The sequence below is a fragment of the Corynebacterium sp. MSK218 genome (assembly GCF_030232655.1).
Taxonomy (GTDB): Bacteria; Actinomycetota; Actinomycetes; order Mycobacteriales; family Mycobacteriaceae; genus Corynebacterium.
The window spans coordinates 39,142-54,296 of sequence record NZ_JASPGN010000008.1; the positions used below are offsets into that span (position 1 = coordinate 39,142).

General features: G+C 63.9%; 14 protein-coding genes. 7 read left to right on the top strand and 7 right to left on the bottom strand.

All coding sequences use genetic code 11. From position 1 onward, the window contains the following. Nucleotides 1-7: 7 nt before the first annotated feature. The gene (locus QP922_RS07865) at nucleotides 8-1,273 is read left to right on the top strand and encodes an AI-2E family transporter (protein ID WP_284808754.1); all 1,266 of its coding nucleotides are present in this window, start codon (nucleotides 8-10) and stop codon (nucleotides 1,271-1,273) included. Nucleotides 1,274-1,399: 126 nt separating this feature from the next. On the opposite strand, the gene QP922_RS07870 is transcribed toward QP922_RS07865, so the two are convergent. After that, nucleotides 1,400-1,966, bottom strand: a complete 567-nt coding sequence (locus tag QP922_RS07870) for a nucleosidase (protein WP_284808756.1) — start codon at nucleotides 1,964-1,966, stop codon at nucleotides 1,400-1,402. Between the two features lie 111 nt (nucleotides 1,967-2,077). On the opposite strand from QP922_RS07870, the gene QP922_RS07875 reads away from it, so the two are divergent. Then, complete coding sequence (locus QP922_RS07875; RefSeq protein WP_284808757.1) at nucleotides 2,078-2,575, top strand: LppP/LprE family lipoprotein; 498 nt, start codon at nucleotides 2,078-2,080, stop codon at nucleotides 2,573-2,575. A gap of 59 nt (nucleotides 2,576-2,634) precedes the next feature. Further along, nucleotides 2,635-3,270, top strand: a complete 636-nt coding sequence (locus QP922_RS07880) for an LppP/LprE family lipoprotein (protein WP_284808759.1) — start codon at nucleotides 2,635-2,637, stop codon at nucleotides 3,268-3,270. Between the two features lie 31 nt (nucleotides 3,271-3,301). Here QP922_RS07880 and QP922_RS07885 read toward each other — a convergent pair whose 3' ends face one another. From QP922_RS07885 to QP922_RS07895, 3 genes are read right to left on the bottom strand one after another with little or no spacing between them, the layout of a single operon-like run. Next, nucleotides 3,302-4,588, bottom strand: a complete 1,287-nt coding sequence (locus QP922_RS07885; RefSeq protein ID WP_284808761.1) for a sulfate adenylyltransferase subunit 1 — start codon at nucleotides 4,586-4,588, stop codon at nucleotides 3,302-3,304. Then, on the bottom strand, nucleotides 4,588-5,484 hold the full coding sequence (gene cysD / locus QP922_RS07890) for a sulfate adenylyltransferase subunit CysD (RefSeq protein ID WP_284808762.1): 897 nt from the start codon (nucleotides 5,482-5,484) through the stop codon (nucleotides 4,588-4,590). The genes QP922_RS07885 and cysD overlap by 1 nt, the downstream gene beginning before the upstream one ends. Then, nucleotides 5,484-6,266 (bottom strand): phosphoadenylyl-sulfate reductase, encoded by a 783-nt coding sequence (locus QP922_RS07895; protein WP_284808764.1) that lies wholly within the window; start codon nucleotides 6,264-6,266, stop codon nucleotides 5,484-5,486. The genes cysD and QP922_RS07895 overlap by 1 nt, the downstream gene beginning before the upstream one ends. 162 nt (nucleotides 6,267-6,428) lie before the next feature. Here QP922_RS07895 and QP922_RS07900 point away from each other — a divergent pair, with 162 nt between their 5' ends. The 3 genes from QP922_RS07900 to QP922_RS07910 all read left to right on the top strand — a co-directional run bounded on the left by QP922_RS07900 (nucleotide 6,429) and on the right by QP922_RS07910 (nucleotide 10,710). Continuing rightward, a complete protein-coding gene (locus QP922_RS07900) occupies nucleotides 6,429-6,845 on the top strand; it encodes a methylenetetrahydrofolate--tRNA-(uracil-5-)-methyltransferase (protein ID WP_204099442.1) in 417 nt (138 codons plus the stop codon). A 208-nt stretch (nucleotides 6,846-7,053) separates the two neighbouring features. After that, a complete protein-coding gene (locus QP922_RS07905) occupies nucleotides 7,054-8,772 on the top strand; it encodes an ABC transporter ATP-binding protein (RefSeq protein ID WP_284808766.1) in 1,719 nt (572 codons plus the stop codon). Then, nucleotides 8,773-10,710: an ABC transporter ATP-binding protein gene (locus QP922_RS07910; RefSeq protein ID WP_284808768.1), complete on the top strand. Its 1,938-nt coding sequence runs from the start codon at nucleotides 8,773-8,775 to the stop codon at nucleotides 10,708-10,710. 28 nt (nucleotides 10,711-10,738) lie between these two features. Here QP922_RS07910 and QP922_RS07915 read toward each other — a convergent pair whose 3' ends face one another. The 3 genes from QP922_RS07915 to QP922_RS07925 are packed head-to-tail and all read right to left on the bottom strand — an operon-like array spanning nucleotide 10,739 to nucleotide 12,330. Continuing rightward, nucleotides 10,739-11,326, bottom strand: coding sequence for a hypothetical protein (locus tag QP922_RS07915; RefSeq protein ID WP_284808769.1), 588 nt, complete (start codon nucleotides 11,324-11,326; stop codon nucleotides 10,739-10,741). Next, nucleotides 11,319-11,768, bottom strand: coding sequence for a DUF6114 domain-containing protein (locus tag QP922_RS07920; RefSeq protein ID WP_284808770.1), 450 nt, complete (start codon nucleotides 11,766-11,768; stop codon nucleotides 11,319-11,321). The genes QP922_RS07915 and QP922_RS07920 overlap by 8 nt, the downstream gene beginning before the upstream one ends. Next, nucleotides 11,758-12,330: a DUF6230 family protein gene (locus QP922_RS07925; RefSeq protein ID WP_284808771.1), complete on the bottom strand. Its 573-nt coding sequence runs from the start codon at nucleotides 12,328-12,330 to the stop codon at nucleotides 11,758-11,760. Before QP922_RS07925 ends, QP922_RS07920 begins: the two co-directional genes overlap by 11 nt. Nucleotides 12,331-12,437: 107 nt before the next feature. Between QP922_RS07925 and QP922_RS07930 the strand changes: the two genes are divergently transcribed. Beyond that, nucleotides 12,438-15,155, top strand: a complete 2,718-nt coding sequence (locus tag QP922_RS07930; RefSeq protein WP_284808772.1) for a (Fe-S)-binding protein — start codon at nucleotides 12,438-12,440, stop codon at nucleotides 15,153-15,155.

Here is a 15,155-nt window from a genome sequence, read left to right on the forward strand (position 1 = left end):
GTAGCGCATGAGTCAAAACACCGGTGATGCCACCGCTTCGGACGCCCAGCACACTGAGCCCTCCGACGCGGTGGCGAAGCCCATCAATGAAGAAGCCACCCTTCACCCCTCAGAAACCGACGACAAGTCCCGCGTCCTCGGCCGCGACGCCATTTCCCTGGCAAAGATCTGCCTGATCTTCATCATCGTGGTCGCCGGCGTGGGCCTGGCCGGCTACCTGCTGAAATTCATCTGGGTGGGCCTCCTGCCCGTCATCCTGGCCATCCTGGTCTGCACGGTACTTTTCCCGGTGACCGCCTGGCTGCGGGGCAAGAAATTCCCCCGCGCCCTAGCCGCCATCACCACCCTGCTCGGCTTCCTGGCCATCATCGGCGGTGTCTTCGCCGCGATGGCACCGGTCGTGTCCACGCAAGGCGCGGCGCTGGTCAATCAGGCCGAGGACGGCCTGAACAAGCTCGTCGTCATGGCGAAGGATCTCCCCTTCGAAATTGATGCGGCGAAGGTGCAAGAAGTGCTTGATGACGCCATGGCGTTCATCAAGGGCCAAGCCTCCCAGATCGCGACCGGCGTCATTTCCGGTGTCTCCATGGCCAGCTCCATCGTCATGGCCCTAGCCATCATGCTGTTCGTGTCCTTCTTCATTCTCAAGGACGGCGATAAGTTCCTGCCGTGGCTGCGCACCTACACCGGCTACTCAGCCGGCTGGCACGCCACTGAGCTACTGACCCGCGTGTGGAATACCTTGTCCGGCTTCATCCAGGCCCAGGCGGCCGTGGCGGCTGTCGACGCCGTCCTCATCGGCCTCGGCCTCTGGGCCATGCAGGTGCCGCTCGCCCTGGTTATTGGCGTGGTTACCTTCTTCGCCAGCTTCATCCCCGTCATCGGCGCGGTAACCGCTGGTGCCTTGGCTGTCATCATCGCACTGGTTTCCGACGGCCTCACCAAAGCCCTTCTCGCCCTACTGCTCATCATCGTGGTCCAGCAGGTAGAGGGCAACGTCCTCCAGCCGATGCTCCAGTCCAAGGCCATGGGCCTGCATGCTGCCATGGTGTTGCTCTCCGTCACGGTCGGCTCTGCCCTGGCGGGCATCATCGGCGCCTTCCTGGCTGTGCCGGTCGCCGCCACCATCGCCGTGGTTTTCCGTTACCACCAGGAGATGGCCAGCCTTCGCGCCGGCGAGATCGAAGCCAAGAACATCAAGATCTCCACCACCGAGGGCCACGACACCGTCATGAAACTCTACGAGCACCTGGAGGCCAGCGGCGCCCGCTAGCCACACAACCGGCGCATGGCTCGAGCTTTCTCGGCCGTACAACTGCCCTAGTTGCCAAACTTCTCCCCCGCCACCCGCGGCGGGAGCAATGGTTTTGGCAACTGGGGCACTTTCCATATGTAGGGCCTAGTCTGCGGACACCGTATCGAAGGCGACGGCCAGCTCCTCCGCCGCGCGGTCCAGCACAGACGCCCACGTGCCATAGGACTCCTCGTTGGCGGTATCTGAGACCTGCTTGAGCAACGTGCACGGCACACCAAACTTCCGGCACACCGCCGCGATGGCATAGCCCTCCATGTCGCACAGCTCGGAATCCTGGGCAAGGCGCGTGCGGGTTGGGGTATCGGAAATAAAAGAATCACCCGTGGCCAGCGTGGCGGTAGGCAGCTTGCCGGAGGTCTCGAGCTCGATAACCTCCGGAAGGAGATAGCGGGAAACATCGCTGAGCACGTCCAAATGGAAGTCGTGCTTTCTTACGTGGGAGATCTCGAAGACGCCGGAGAGGTCGTCGACAAGCGCGCCCGCAGTACCAATGTTGATGACACGCTCCGGCAGTACCTCCGCCGAGGCCAGCGCATTCGTGAGCTCAATCGCGGCAGGCACCGTGCCGATCCCCGTAATGAGCAGCGGCGCGCCCTCCGGAACGTGGGAAGCTTCAGCGTCAACGGCGGCAACAAACAAGACATTCTCCATGCCTGCGAGACTACCCGGTGCCCCGAGGAATGTTCTCCGCGGCTCTGGTCTGGGGTCCACGGCCACTTGTAGGGTCTGGAAACACACCGAGACCTCAGAAAGGAGAACACAATGTTCACACCACGAGCTTTCGCCGGAGCAGCACTACTCTGCCTCCCCCTCATCGCCTGCAGCAGCCCCGAAGAAGTCCAGGCCAGCCCCGTCGCCGAAGTCTGCGGGGTAGGAAACGCCCAAGCGGCTGTCAACGCGAACATCGCGCAGGTTCCGCAGTGGAATGGCCACAACTGGAAGGTTGTCGATAGCTCCCACTTCGACCCGTGCGCGGAGCTGAGCTGGCAGACGATTTCCGTCGAGGGCGGCACTGCCTCCTCGCCGCACCACATCATGCTTTTCCACAAGGGCCACTACCTCGGCACCGCGACGGCTGAGCCTTATGGTTTCTTCCCGAGCATCGAGCAGGTCAACGGTAACGAGATTTCCGTGACCTACCACTGGCCGCAGGCAGGCGACGCCAATGCGGCGCCGACGGGCCAGACGCATGCCGGCTTCCGCTGGGACGACGCCCAGCAGAAGGTCATCATGAATGGCGATGTTCCCCCGAAGGCCTAGATAAGATAGAGCCAGTCGTGCGCCCGACAAGAGGCGCACAATGCGAGGAAGGACCATCAATGTTGAGGCGTAGCTGTGCACTTATGGGCGCTGCCCTTCTCTGCCTCCCGCTCGCCTCCTGCGCAGACGACGCGGCGCAGGATAATTCGCCGGCGTTCGATACCGTCCACAACAGCGCGACGGACAACACTCCGGATGACACGGAGAGCACTGATGCCCCTGTGTCGGAACCACCGGCCGCGGGCGCCTCGCCGACGCTTCCTGCTGAATCCCCGGCAGAAGAAGAGGACGCGGAATCCTGCGAGACTATCGACGCCCACGCGGCCTATGAATCAGGAATCGGCACGATTCCTCCATGGAAGGACAACAACTGGACGCTGGTGGATTTCTCACAGTTCGATCCTTGTGCGGATCTGAGCTGGCAAATCATCACCATCGAGCGCGGAACGGCCTCTTCGCCGTATCACATCATGCTCTTCCACAAGGGCGAGTACATCGGAACCGCCACCGCTGAGCCTTACGGTTTCTTCCCCACCGTCGAGCAGGTCAGCGGCGCTGAGATTGCCGTGACCTACCACTGGCCGCGCGAAGGCGAAGCCAATGCGGAACACACCGGGACCACGGAGGCCGGCTTCCGCTGGGACGATGCCGAGCAGAAAGTCATCATGAGCGGCGACGTCCCACCAGGAAGCTAAACGCGGCGGTTCGGCCGCCGCAACGCAACCGTTAACGCAGCCGCCGGCCCACAAAGCCCGCGGCCAACGTGTTGCCGCTGGAGGCATCGATGAGCAAGAAGTTGCCCACCGCGCCGCGCGCAGCGTAGTCCTCCACCGGCAGCTCCGCTTGGGTCTGGACGGTGATGTAGGCGATGTCGTTCAGGGAAGCCTTTTCCGGCGATTCGTCGTCGGCCACGCCGTCGAGGTCGAGGACGCGGTCCACCGACGCGATACGGGCCTTGACCAGGTCAGTGCCGTAGCGCAGCTTGAGCATCTGGCCTGGGGTGAGGTCCTTGTCGGTAAGCACGACCGCAGTCGCGGCGAACTCGCGGACCGCCTCGGGGCGCTGCGAGCCGGCGAGGAGATCACCGCGAGCAAGATCGATGTCGTCAGCCAACAACAGCACCACAGAATCCCCAGCCGTGGCCTGCTTGCCTTCAGCGAGCGGGCCATCAGCTGTGTCGATACCCGTTACGGTGGTGGAACGCCCGCCTGGCGTCGTCACGGTATCCCCCACCGCCACGTGACCGGCCTTCACGCGGCCGGCATAGCCGCGGTAATCAGACGCGTGCTCACGGATGACGTACTGAATGGGGAAACGGAAGTCCAGGTCATCGGCGCGCCCGGTTGCCACGGGGACGGTCTCCAAAACATCCAGGACGGTCGGCCCGGAGTACCAGTCCATATTCGTGGAGCGCTTCACGACGTTGTCGCCCTTGAGCGCGGAAATCGGAATTGCCACCGAATCGCTAAGCCCCAGGCGCGCGGCGAGTTCGGAGAACTCATACTCGATGGCGCGGAAGGTGGCCTCGTCATAGTCCACCAAGTCAATCTTGTTCACACCCAGCACCACGTGGCGCACGCCCAAAAGTGCTGCGACGTTGAGGTGGCGGCGGGTTTGCTCGACGACGCCATTGCGGGCGTCGACAAGCAGCACCACCACCTGGGACGTCGACATGCCGGTGACCGTGTTGCGCGTGTACTGCACGTGGCCCGGGGTATCAGCGAGGATGAAAGTGCGCTTATCGGTGGCGAAGTAGCGGTAGGCCACGTCGATGGTGATGCCCTGCTCGCGCTCGGCGCGGAGGCCGTCGACAAGCAGCGAGAGATCCATGCCGTCGAAGCCGCGGTCGGCGGAGGATCGCTCCATGGACTCCACCTGGTCCGCCAGCACGGACTTGGTGTCATAGAGCAGGCGTCCGACGAAGGTGGACTTGCCATCATCAACGGAACCGGCGGTGCACAGGCGCAGGGTATCGCGCTGCTTAAGGGCGCTAACATTGGGCGCGAGAGTCATCAGAAGTAACCTTCCTTCTTGCGGTCCTCCATGGCGGATTCGGAGAGTTTGTCGTCGGCGCGGGTAGCACCCCGCTCGGAGAGGGTAGACACAGAGATTTCGGCAAGGATTTCATCCGTCGTGGAAGCCGTGGAATCCACCGCGCCGGTGCAGGACATGTCACCTACGGTGCGGTAGCGCACGGTGCGGGTCTCCAGCGGCTCGTCTTCGCGGGGCCCGCCCCACTCGCCCGGGGTCAGCCACATGCCGTTGCGCTTGAACACCTCGCGCTGGTGGGAGTAGTAGATGGACGGCAGCTGCAGGTTGCGAGCACCGATGTATTCCCAAATATCGGACTCGGTCCAGTTGGAGATGGGGAACACGCGGACGTTTTCGCCGGCCATCTTGCCGCCGTTGTAGAGGTCCCACAGCTCGGGGCGTTGGCGGCGCGGGTCCCAGCCGCCGAAGGAATCGCGGATGGAGAAGATGCGTTCCTTGGCACGGGCGCGTTCCTCGTCGCGGCGCGCGCCGCCGAGGACAGCGTCGTAGCCGCGGTTGGCAATGGTCTCCACCAGCGGTACGGACTGCAGCGGGTTGCGCGTACCGTCGGGGCGCTCCTGGAGCTCGCCGCGGTCAATCCAGTCCTGGACCAACGCCACGTGCAGGCGCGCACTAGATTCCTTAACGAGGCGGTCGCGGAACTCGATGACCTCCGGAAAGTTGTGGCCGGTATCGACGTGGATGAGTTCGAACGGCACGCTGGCGGGGGCAAAGGCACGGCGGGCGAGCTCGAAGACAACGACGGAATCCTTGCCGCCGGAAAAGAGTAGGCCCACTTTGTCGAATTGCCCGGCGACTTCGCGCAGGATGTGGAGGGATTCGTTCTCTAAGTCTTTAAGGTGTGGTGAAAGAGTCATTATTCGTGCAACCCGCATTCTGTCTTGCCGTCAGCGAATACGCGCCCGGAGCGCGCGTCCTCACCTTCGCCCACCGGGAACGTCAGCGGCGCGCAGCCGATGGAACGGTAGCCCTGAAGGGTAAGGGGATGAATGATGAGGTCGTGGTCCTTGATGTACTTGTCGGTCTGGTCCAGATCCCACGTGATAATCGGGGAAATCTTCAGCCGGCCCGTGCGGTCCAGGCTCAGCGCCGGCGCGGTGGCGCGGTGCTCGGAATCGGCGCGGCGCAGGCCGGTGACCCACCCGACGTACGGGTCCATCGCCATGTTGAGAGGCTCCACCTTGCGCATGCGGTTATACGCCGCCACATCGCGCGCATACAGGCGCGGACCGTAAATCTCGTCCTGCTCCTCGGGGCTCAGAATCGGCAGAACCCTCACCAAGGGCAGGTCCGCATAGCGCTTGGCGACGTCCCCCGCCACCCCCAACGTCTCCTCAAAGTGCCACCCAGTATCGATGAAGAGCAGGTCAGCGTCGAGGTGTGCGCGGTGAGCGAGCTCTGCGAGGACGGTGTTTTCCATAGACATCGTCACTGCAAGCCGGCCCGGCGCGTGCTCGGCGGCCCATTCGGTGATGGTCTCGGCGGAGGCGTCGTAAAGCTTGTCGGCCCAGGCGTCGACGAGTTCTTGGTTGCGCTGTGCCACTGAGGGGTCGAGAGGTGCCGTGTCTCGCGTGCCCTCGGGGCTGATGCTGGAGTCGCGGTAGTCGCCGCGGTCCAGCAGGTTGGTCGGTTCGGTCATGACACCTCACATTAAAGGGAGGCGGGCGTGTGCGCAGCCCCACAGTGGGGCGCGGGGGCTGTGAGCTTGGGTACTAGGAAGAATAAAAATTAGCCAGAATGAACCGAGCGGACTAGATTTACAGACTAGATAGTCTATTTGTTCCGAATTGAAGGGGTTCTCATGCAGCGTGTTGCCATCGTCGGCGATAGCCCGGCGGCGCTCTCCACCGCGGAACGGCTTATTGCGGCCGGTTTGTGTGTGGACCTCTTCTGCGAGCGCCCCGCGCCCTTCGGATTGCTGCGCCGCTTCGCTGGGCTTTCCGGTGCTGAATCTGCTCCTGCTCCGTGCCCGAAGGGAACAACGCCGAGGCTGCGACTCATCGGCAACGTCCGCGTGGGCTCTGGCCCCGACGCCGATATTAGCCACACGGACCTCAACCAGCTCTCCGCGTCCGGCGACCGCCATCTGGTTTTGCTGGAGCTCATGGCGCGTGGTGTCGCCATCACGACGTGGGAGGGCCTATGCCGCCCCACCGCCGACATTGAGGATTGGGCTACCGTCGCGGCCCGCGCTCAGCGTGCCCCGGTCTGCTTCTAACGCGCGGCGCCCGCGCAAAGTCCTCATCACCACGCGGCCCCCGACTTCACCCTCATCACCACGCGGCCTCCGCCCATGCGCGAGCGCGCGGGCTAGCGCGCGGGCTAGACGCTCGCGCGGGTAAACGGATAAAATTGCGCGGTCAATGCCCTTCAGCGGCCCAGCGCGGCAACCGCGGGAGCCGCCAACACGTACGAAACGCTGGCACATGGAACTCGTTCGCATCCTTTTATCCCGCTCCAAGCCCTATACCGGCTACGTCATCGCGGTCCTGCTCCTCCAAGCGCTATCCACCGCGGCGACGCTCTACCTGCCGTCGCTCAACGCCCGCATCATCGACGAAGGCGTCGCCAAAGTCGACATCGACTTCATCTGGCGCACCGGCGGCATCATGCTAGGCGTAGCCTTCGTTCAGGTCACCGCCGCCATCGCCGCAATCTGGTTCGGCTCCCGCACCTCGATGGGCCTGGGCCGCGACCTACGATCCGACATCTTCCGCCGCGTCACCCGCTACTCCGCCGAAGACATGAGCCACTTCGGCACTGCTACCCTCATCACGCGCGGCACCAACGACGTTCAGCAAATCCAGATGATCTACATGATGATCCTCAACTTCATGGTCACCGCCCCCATCATGTCCATCGGCGGCATCATCATGGCCATCCGCGAAGACGCCGGAATGTCCTGGCTCGTCATCGTGTCCGTCGTCGTGCTGCTCGCCGCGCTCTCAGCGATCATCGTGCGCCTCATGCCTCTCTTCCGCGCCTGGCAAGACAAGCTCGATACCATGAACGGCACCCTGCGTGAGCAAATCGCCGGCATCCGCGTCGTCCGCGCCTTTACCCGCGAGGAGCACGAGTCCGAACGTTTCCGCGAAGCCAACCGCGACCTCACGAACCTCTCGCTCAAGGTGGGCCAGCTGTTCATCCTCATGTTCCCCATCATCACGGTCATCCTCAACGTCGCCACCGGTGCGGTCCTGTGGTTCGGCGGCCACCGCGTGGACGAGGGCCTCGTCGAGGTCGGCTCGCTCACCGCCTTCCTCCAGTACCTGCTCCAAATCCTCGCCGCCGTCATGATGGGCACCTTCATGGCCATGATGCTGCCCCGCGCTATCATCTGCGCCCGCCGCATCACCGACGTTCTCGACCACGCCCCCTCCATCGAGGAACCCACCAACCCCGTCACCCCGGCCCGTTCCGAAGGCGTCGTCGAGCTGCGCAACGTCACCTTCCAGTACGCCGGCGCCGAGGAGCCTGTGCTTCGCGACGTCTCCTTCACCGCCACCCCCGGCACCACCACCGCCCTCATCGGTGCCACCGGTTCCGGCAAAACCACCGCGCTTTCACTCATCCCGCGCCTCTACCTGCCCACCGAGGGCCACGTGCTTCTCGACGGGACGGATGTCGCCAAGATGAAGCGGGGGGACGTCGTCAAGCGTGTGGGCCTGGTGCCGCAGAAACCGTACCTGTTTAGCGGCAGCGTGGCCTCCAACCTGCGCCTCGGCGCCCCGGACGCCAGCGATGAGGAGCTGTGGGCCGCGCTGCGCACCGCACAAGCGGACTTTGTCGAGGACCTCGACATGCATATCGCGCAGGGCGGCACCAATGTGTCCGGCGGTCAGCGCCAGCGCTTGTCCATTGCCCGCATGCTCGTCGCGCGGCCGTTGGTGTACCTGTTTGATGATTCCTTCTCCGCACTCGATGTCGTCACTGACGCCGCGGTGCGCGACGCCATGCGGGAGTACACCGCCGAGGCGACAACGATTATCGTGGCGCAGCGCGTGAGCTCGATTGTGGACGCGGACCAGATTCTCGTCATGGATGCTGGGCGCATCGTCGCGCGCGGCACGCACGACGAGCTGCTGGAAAGCTCAACGACCTACCGCGAGATTGTGGAATCCCAAAAGACCGCGGAGGTGGCATAAATGACTGAGCAGGACAAGGCTACGTTGAGTGAAGACGCTGAGTTCGAGCAGAAGACCGGCGAGAACGCTCCGCGCAGGGCCAAGAACTTCTGGCCCTCGGCGAAGCGCCTCTTTGGGTTGCTTGCGCCGTTCAAGGTGCAGCTTTTCGCGATTGCCGCCATGAATATCGTGTGCGTGCTGCTGGCTGTGGCCGCGCCGAAGGTCATGGGTATGGCCACCGACGTCATTTTCTCCGGCGTTATTTCGCGCCACATGCCAGCCGGAATCACCAAGGACCAGGCCATCGAGGCGCTCCGCGCGGGCGGGCAGGACAAGTTTGCCGACATGGCCTCCGCCATGGACTTAAACCCCGGTTTCGGCATTGATTTCTCTAAGCTCGGCACCATCATCCTGTTTGTCATCGCGATGTACGTGGTGTCTTCCCTGTTCCAGTGGTGGCAGGGCTTTTTGCTCAACTCCCTGGTGATGAAGGTGGTTTTCGACCTGCGCGGAGATATCGAGTCCAAGCTCAACCGCTTGCCGCTCAATTACTTCGACACGCAATCGCGCGGCGACCTGCTCTCGCGCACAACGAACGACGCCGACAATATCCAGTCCGCCCTCCAACAGGCCATCTCGCAGCTGTTTTACAACCTGCTCATGGTCGTGGGCATTACCGTCATGATGTTCACCGTTTCGTGGCAGCTGGCCCTCGTGGCGCTCTTGGCGCTGCCGCTGACCGCCGTGGTTGTTGCGGTCATTGGTTCCCGCGCGCAGAAGCAGTTCAAGGCGCAGTGGAAGGCGACCGGTGACCTCAACGGACAAGTCGAAGAGGCTTTCTCCGGCCACGACCTCGCCACCGTCTTCGGCCGTATCGACGCCATGACGGAGGACTTTGACAAGCGCAACGAGGAGCTGTTCCGCTCCGCGTCGCTGGCACAGTTCCTCGCGGGCATGATGATGCCGATCATGCAGTTCATCTCCTACCTGTCCTACGTGGTCATCGCAGTGCTCGGCGCGCTCAAGGTGGCCTCCGGCTCACTGACTCTGGGTGGCGCGCAGGCCTTTATCCAGTACTCCCGCGAGTTCAACCAGCCGCTGGGCCAGCTCGGCGGCATGATGCAGCAGGTGCAATCGGGCGTGGCGTCAGCCGAGCGCGTCTTCGAGTTCCTTGACGCCGAGGAGGAAACCCCTGAGCAGCCCACTTCCCGCCTGGGCGGCCGCGCGAAAGGCCTCGTCGAGTTCGAGGACGTCGACTTCTCTTATGACCCCGACAAACCACTCATCCAGGATCTTTCTCTGCGCGTGGAGCCCGGCCAGACCGCCGCCATCGTCGGCCCCACGGGTGCTGGCAAAACCACGCTAGTCAACCTCATCATGCGCTTCTACGACATTGATGCTGGCACTATCCGCCTCGATGGCATCGACACCGCGGAGATTTCCCGCCACGAGCTGCGCTCCCAAGTGGGCATGGTGTTGCAAGATGCCATGGTCTTCGACGGCACCATCATGGACAACATCCGCTACGGCCGCCTCGACGCCACCGACGAAGAGGTCATCGCTGCGGCGAAGGCCACCTACGTCGACCGCTTCGTCCATTCCCTCCCCGAGGGCTATAACACCAAGATTGACCAGGACGGCGGCGCCATTTCCGCCGGCGAGCGCCAGCTCATCACCATCGCGCGCGCCTTCCTGGCCCAGCCGGCCCTGCTCATCCTCGATGAGGCCACCTCGTCCGTCGATACCCGCACCGAGATGCTCGTCCAGCAGGCCATGAACGCCCTGCGCAAGGACCGCACCTCCTTCATCATCGCGCACCGCCTATCCACGATTCGCGACGCCGACGTCATCATCGTCATGGAGGAAGGCCGCATCGTCGAACAAGGCACACACGCCGAGCTTCTCGACGCCCACGGCGCCTACCGGCGCCTCCACCAGTCCCAGTTCCGCGAACCCTAACCCCCGCGCGGTGCTCCCGCACCGCGCGCTAGTCCACGCTCACCGCAATCACCGGCGCGGAGAAACTATCCCCGGTGAGGTTCGCCAGTTCGAGGGTGACGTTGGTGAGGGAGAGGCGGTCCATGAGGGCGTCGGGAAGCGCGGCGTCCGGGACGGGGTGTGGCTGAGGAATGCCGAGCTGGTCGAGGACGTGATTGATATCCCCGGTCAGATCCACGGTGACCGGCACGGTACGCGCGCCTTCAATGGTGGGCGTAGCGGTCAGAGACGTCGCGACGATGCGTACGGACCCCTCCACCGTGGTCTGCGCACCACCGGTGGTGAGTAGTCCATCACCGGCGTTGCCGGGCAGCGTGATGGCGAGATCCCGCGCGTCTAGGCGGTCCCCGGTGAGTTCCAGGACGCGCACCTCGCCGTCGCCGGTCGGTGTCGTGCTGATGGTGGCGCCCACGTTACCCCGCAACGCCACCTCCTTCGCGGTCACCGTGGAGAAATAAGGCTGGTCGGGGGCAACCTGCGCGCTCACGACCTCCACCCCGCCCTTCGCGCTCACCGCGAGGGCCACAACGGCCGCGATCACTGTGCTCCGTGAGCGCGAGGGGCGGTGTTTACGCATCACTTGGCTCCCAAGCCAAGGTCAGCGCGCCGCCAACAATGCCGAGCAGCGAGCCAACGAGGAAGCCTCCTAAATTAGACGCCGGCAGGGCGATGACCGCCACGATGATGCCCAGCACGCCAAGATACGTCGCGGTGGCGGGTCGACACCACGCGCCGAGGCCAAACATGACGAGAAGCGCGCCGATGAGCAGCGTGGATACGCCCGACACGGTGGAAATCATGACGAGAAGGTCCGAAATCTGGACCGTGAAGTAGGCGGGCATGGCAATGATGATGCCCGAAAGGATGAGCAGCAGCCCCGGGATGAAAGGCCGCTCGGCGCGCCACGCTTTAAAGCGCGTCCACGCTGACGGTTCGGGTGCTACAGAGCCAGATTGATCGGCATCGATTGAATCAAGTCCGTGCATTGCGGTGTCTGAAGCGCCACGATCAGCAGGCATTGTCGCGGCCCCGCTCCACAGACACACCCACGTTCTTCGCGGATAGGGTCTTCGCGCCGATGGAGGTGGCGCGGACGTCGTCGGCGGTCAACGAGACCTGCTTGGAGTAGAGGCCCCAGGTGCCGGGGTCGGCGGCGTCGGAAAGCTGGCGGGCATCGATGCCCACGTTGGCGTCCTGCATGACGAGCGATCCTTCGATGTCAGAAGCACCCACCAACAGGTCGGTGGCCTCGACGGAGTTATCGCCCTTCGCCTTGAGCGCGAGCGTGGCCTCACCGACGGCGGGCAGATCCGCTGTGACGTAGAGGCAAAGATCCGAGGCCACCGCATGCTCCAGTTTGAGGCGCGCGGTGGGAACCTCCTCCTCACCTTTCTTGTCGCTGTCGATGAAGAGAGAAAAGCCCTCGCCCTCCAAATGACGCATATTGACGTTGAAAAACGTGCCCGACAGCGCCAGGTTCGCCGTCAGTCCGCCCTGCGCCACCGCAACACCCGCCACGCCAAACGCCGCGAAGCCCGCCACCAGACCCGCCACGGCCTTCGGCACACTGATTCTGCCCACACCGCCTCCTGAATAGTTAACCCACAAAATGATAGCTGAATCCCGGATTTGAACACTCAGGCCTTAAGGTAGGAGGCAGCATTGAGCCAAGCAATAAAGGAGCGCGCATGTTCGGCTGGGTTGCCATCGCCGCATCGATCCCGGTGTGGCTGTATTTCTTCTACCGAGTCGGGGTGCTCTTCCGCTTCATCCGCTCCGGCGGGCCCACGCAGCTAAACCGCACCGACCGGCCCGCCGCGCGCCTCGGTCGCGTCATCACGGAAGTCTTCGGCCATACCCACTTCAAAGGCCGCCCCTTCGTCAACGCCGCGCACTGGCTGGTCATGGTGGGCTTCCTCTTCGGCATTCTGGTGTGGTTTGAGGCCTATATCCAAACCTTCGCGCCCGATAAAGGCTGGCCGTGGCTGAGTGACTGGCCGGTCTATCACTTCATCGAAGAAATCCTCGGCATGGCAACAGTGCTGGGCATTGGCTTCCTCACTGCGGTACGCCTCAAGCTCGGCCACACCGAGCGCGGCAGCCGCTTCTACAACTCGCAGGTCTTCCCAGCGCACTTGGTGGAGGCCATCGTGTTTATCGAAGGTCTCGGCATGCTCCTGGTCAAGGCGTCCTCCATCGCGACGTTTGGCGGTGGGTCGCCGTGGGCTGATTTCTTGACGATTCATGTGGCGGGGGTTATGGGGGCGTCGCCAAGCATGGTGCAATTCTTTGCCCTGGTGAAACTGCTGTCGGGCCTTCTCTTCATCGCCTGCATCGCCCGCTACTTCCAGTGGGGCGTGATGTGGCACCGCTTCATGGCGTTCTTCAACATCTTCTTCCAGCGCAACGCCGACGGTGAGAAGGCGCTGGGCGCTGTGCCCACGCCGGACCTGGAGGACCTCGAGCCGGGGAGCTGGAAAATGCTTCTCGACGCCTCCTCCTGCACCGAATGCGGCCGGTGCCAGGACCTGTGCCCCGCGTGGAATACCGGCAAGCCGCTGAGTCCGAAGAAAGTCATGATGGACCTGCGCCAGGGTGCGCTGGATAATTACAACCCGCACGAGGGACTCAACGTGCTGGCGATGGCGGGCACGATTGATGATGACGTCCTGTGGTCCTGCACCAACTGTGGTGCGTGCGTGGACCAGTGCCCGGTGGATATCGAGCACATCGACCACATCGCGGACCTGCGCCGTTTCAAGGTTCTGGCGGAGTCTGATTTCCCGTCCGAGCTGACGGGGCTGTTTAAGAACATGGAGACCAAGGGCAATCCGTGGGGCCGCAATGCTTCCGAGCGTCGCGCATGGATTGACGAGGCACGCGCCGATGGCATCGAGGTGCCGATTATTGGCGAGGACGCCGCGGATTTTTCGGACCTGGAGTACCTGTTCTGGGTCGGTTGCGCGGGTGCCTACGACGACCAGGGGCGCGCCACGACGCGCGCGGTGGTAGACATGCTGCACACGGCTGGTGTGAAGTTCGGTGTGCTGGCCACGGGCGAGACGTGTACTGGTGACCCGGCGCGCCGTGCCGGCAATGAGTTCTTGTTCCAGGTGATGGCGGAGCAGAATGTCGCCGCGCTTAACGACGCCTTCGCTGGCGTCCCCCAAGGCCAGCGCAAAATCATCACGACGTGCCCGCACTGCTTTAATACGATTCGCAACGAATACCCCGATTTCGACGGTCATTTCGATGTGCTGCACCACACGCAGCTGCTCAACCGCTTGGTGCGCGAGAAGCTGCTCGTCCCCGTACCGCGTTCGCCGGAGAATCGCCGCCCCGTGACGTATCACGACCCGTGCTTCTTGGGTCGCCACAACAAGGTTTTCGATCCGCCGCGTGAGCTCGTGGAGGCGACTGGTGCGTCGCTGGCAGAGATGGACCATAATCGCGACGAGGCCTTCTGTTGCGGTGCCGGTGGTGCGCGCATGTTCATGGAAGAAAAACTGGGCCAGCGCATCAACGAATTCCGCTCAGAGCAGGCGGTGGCCACCGGTGCTTCCGAGATTGCGACCGGTTGCCCGTTCTGTAACGTCATGCTCACCGGTGGCGTGAAGTCCGTCGCGCCGGAAACCCAGGTCAGCGATGTGGCGCTTATGCTTCGCGACGCCATCGCCCCCACCGGCACTCTCCCTTCCCCTCGCGAGAAGGCTTTCCTCGATACGCCGCGTCGTCTCTCCCCCGTCGCGTCGTCCGACTCCACCACTTCCTCGCGGCCTAACACCTCGTCGGTGCCTGACTCCTCCGCGCCCGCCGTTGCCGCCGATAAGCCCACCACCCCGGAGCCTCAAGCATCTTCGGCAACGCCCCCTCCAACCCCACCGGCGGCTCCTGCAGCTCCCGCCACCCCGCCGGCTCCAACCGCCCCATCCGCGCCTTCGGCCCCTGCCACTCCCGCCACGCCACCGGCTCCAACCGCCCCAGCTGCGTCAGCTGCGCCAAGCGCACCTGCTGCACCGGCCGCTCCCACTGCGCCACCCGCGCCCGCGGCACCAACTGCCCCAACTGTGCCAAGCGCACCTGCGGTGCCGGAAGCGCCGAAGGTAGCAGAGACGCCGCGCGCGCCTGCAGCAACGCCCGCTGCGCCAGATGTACCGGTTGCGCCGACAGCGCCTAAGGCTCCAGCAACACCCACTGCGCCGGATGTACCGAGTGCCCCTGCGGCACCCGCGGCGCCTAAGGTTCCGAGCGCGCCAACAGCACCCCAGGCACCCGCGGCTCCGCAGGCACCAAGCGCGCCGGAAGCCCCCGAAGTGCCGGGGCCACCGGAGGCGGCTGATGTGCCGGTGGCGCCGGGGGCGTCGGAAAGCGTGGCACAGGTGCCGAAGCCGCCGAGCCAGGACTAG

What these genes read in the sequence shown, in the direction of transcription:
- QP922_RS07865 (WP_284808754.1), top strand. Translation starts at nt 8, where the DNA reads ATGAGTCAAAACACCGGTGATGCCACCGCTTCGGACGCCCAGCACACT.
- QP922_RS07870 (WP_284808756.1), bottom strand. Translation starts at nt 1,966, where the DNA reads ATGGAGAATGTCTTGTTTGTTGCCGCCGTTGACGCTGAAGCTTCCCAC.
- QP922_RS07875 (WP_284808757.1), top strand. Translation starts at nt 2,078, where the DNA reads ATGTTCACACCACGAGCTTTCGCCGGAGCAGCACTACTCTGCCTCCCC.
- QP922_RS07880 (WP_284808759.1), top strand. Translation starts at nt 2,635, where the DNA reads ATGTTGAGGCGTAGCTGTGCACTTATGGGCGCTGCCCTTCTCTGCCTC.
- QP922_RS07885 (WP_284808761.1), bottom strand. Translation starts at nt 4,588, where the DNA reads ATGACTCTCGCGCCCAATGTTAGCGCCCTTAAGCAGCGCGATACCCTG.
- cysD (WP_284808762.1), bottom strand. Translation starts at nt 5,484, where the DNA reads ATGACTCTTTCACCACACCTTAAAGACTTAGAGAACGAATCCCTCCAC.
- QP922_RS07895 (WP_284808764.1), bottom strand. Translation starts at nt 6,266, where the DNA reads ATGACCGAACCGACCAACCTGCTGGACCGCGGCGACTACCGCGACTCC.
- QP922_RS07900 (WP_204099442.1), top strand. Translation starts at nt 6,429, where the DNA reads ATGCAGCGTGTTGCCATCGTCGGCGATAGCCCGGCGGCGCTCTCCACC.
- QP922_RS07905 (WP_284808766.1), top strand. Translation starts at nt 7,054, where the DNA reads ATGGAACTCGTTCGCATCCTTTTATCCCGCTCCAAGCCCTATACCGGC.
- QP922_RS07910 (WP_284808768.1), top strand. Translation starts at nt 8,773, where the DNA reads ATGACTGAGCAGGACAAGGCTACGTTGAGTGAAGACGCTGAGTTCGAG.
- QP922_RS07915 (WP_284808769.1), bottom strand. Translation starts at nt 11,326, where the DNA reads ATGCGTAAACACCGCCCCTCGCGCTCACGGAGCACAGTGATCGCGGCC.
- QP922_RS07920 (WP_284808770.1), bottom strand. Translation starts at nt 11,768, where the DNA reads ATGCCTGCTGATCGTGGCGCTTCAGACACCGCAATGCACGGACTTGAT.
- QP922_RS07930 (WP_284808772.1), top strand. Translation starts at nt 12,438, where the DNA reads ATGTTCGGCTGGGTTGCCATCGCCGCATCGATCCCGGTGTGGCTGTAT.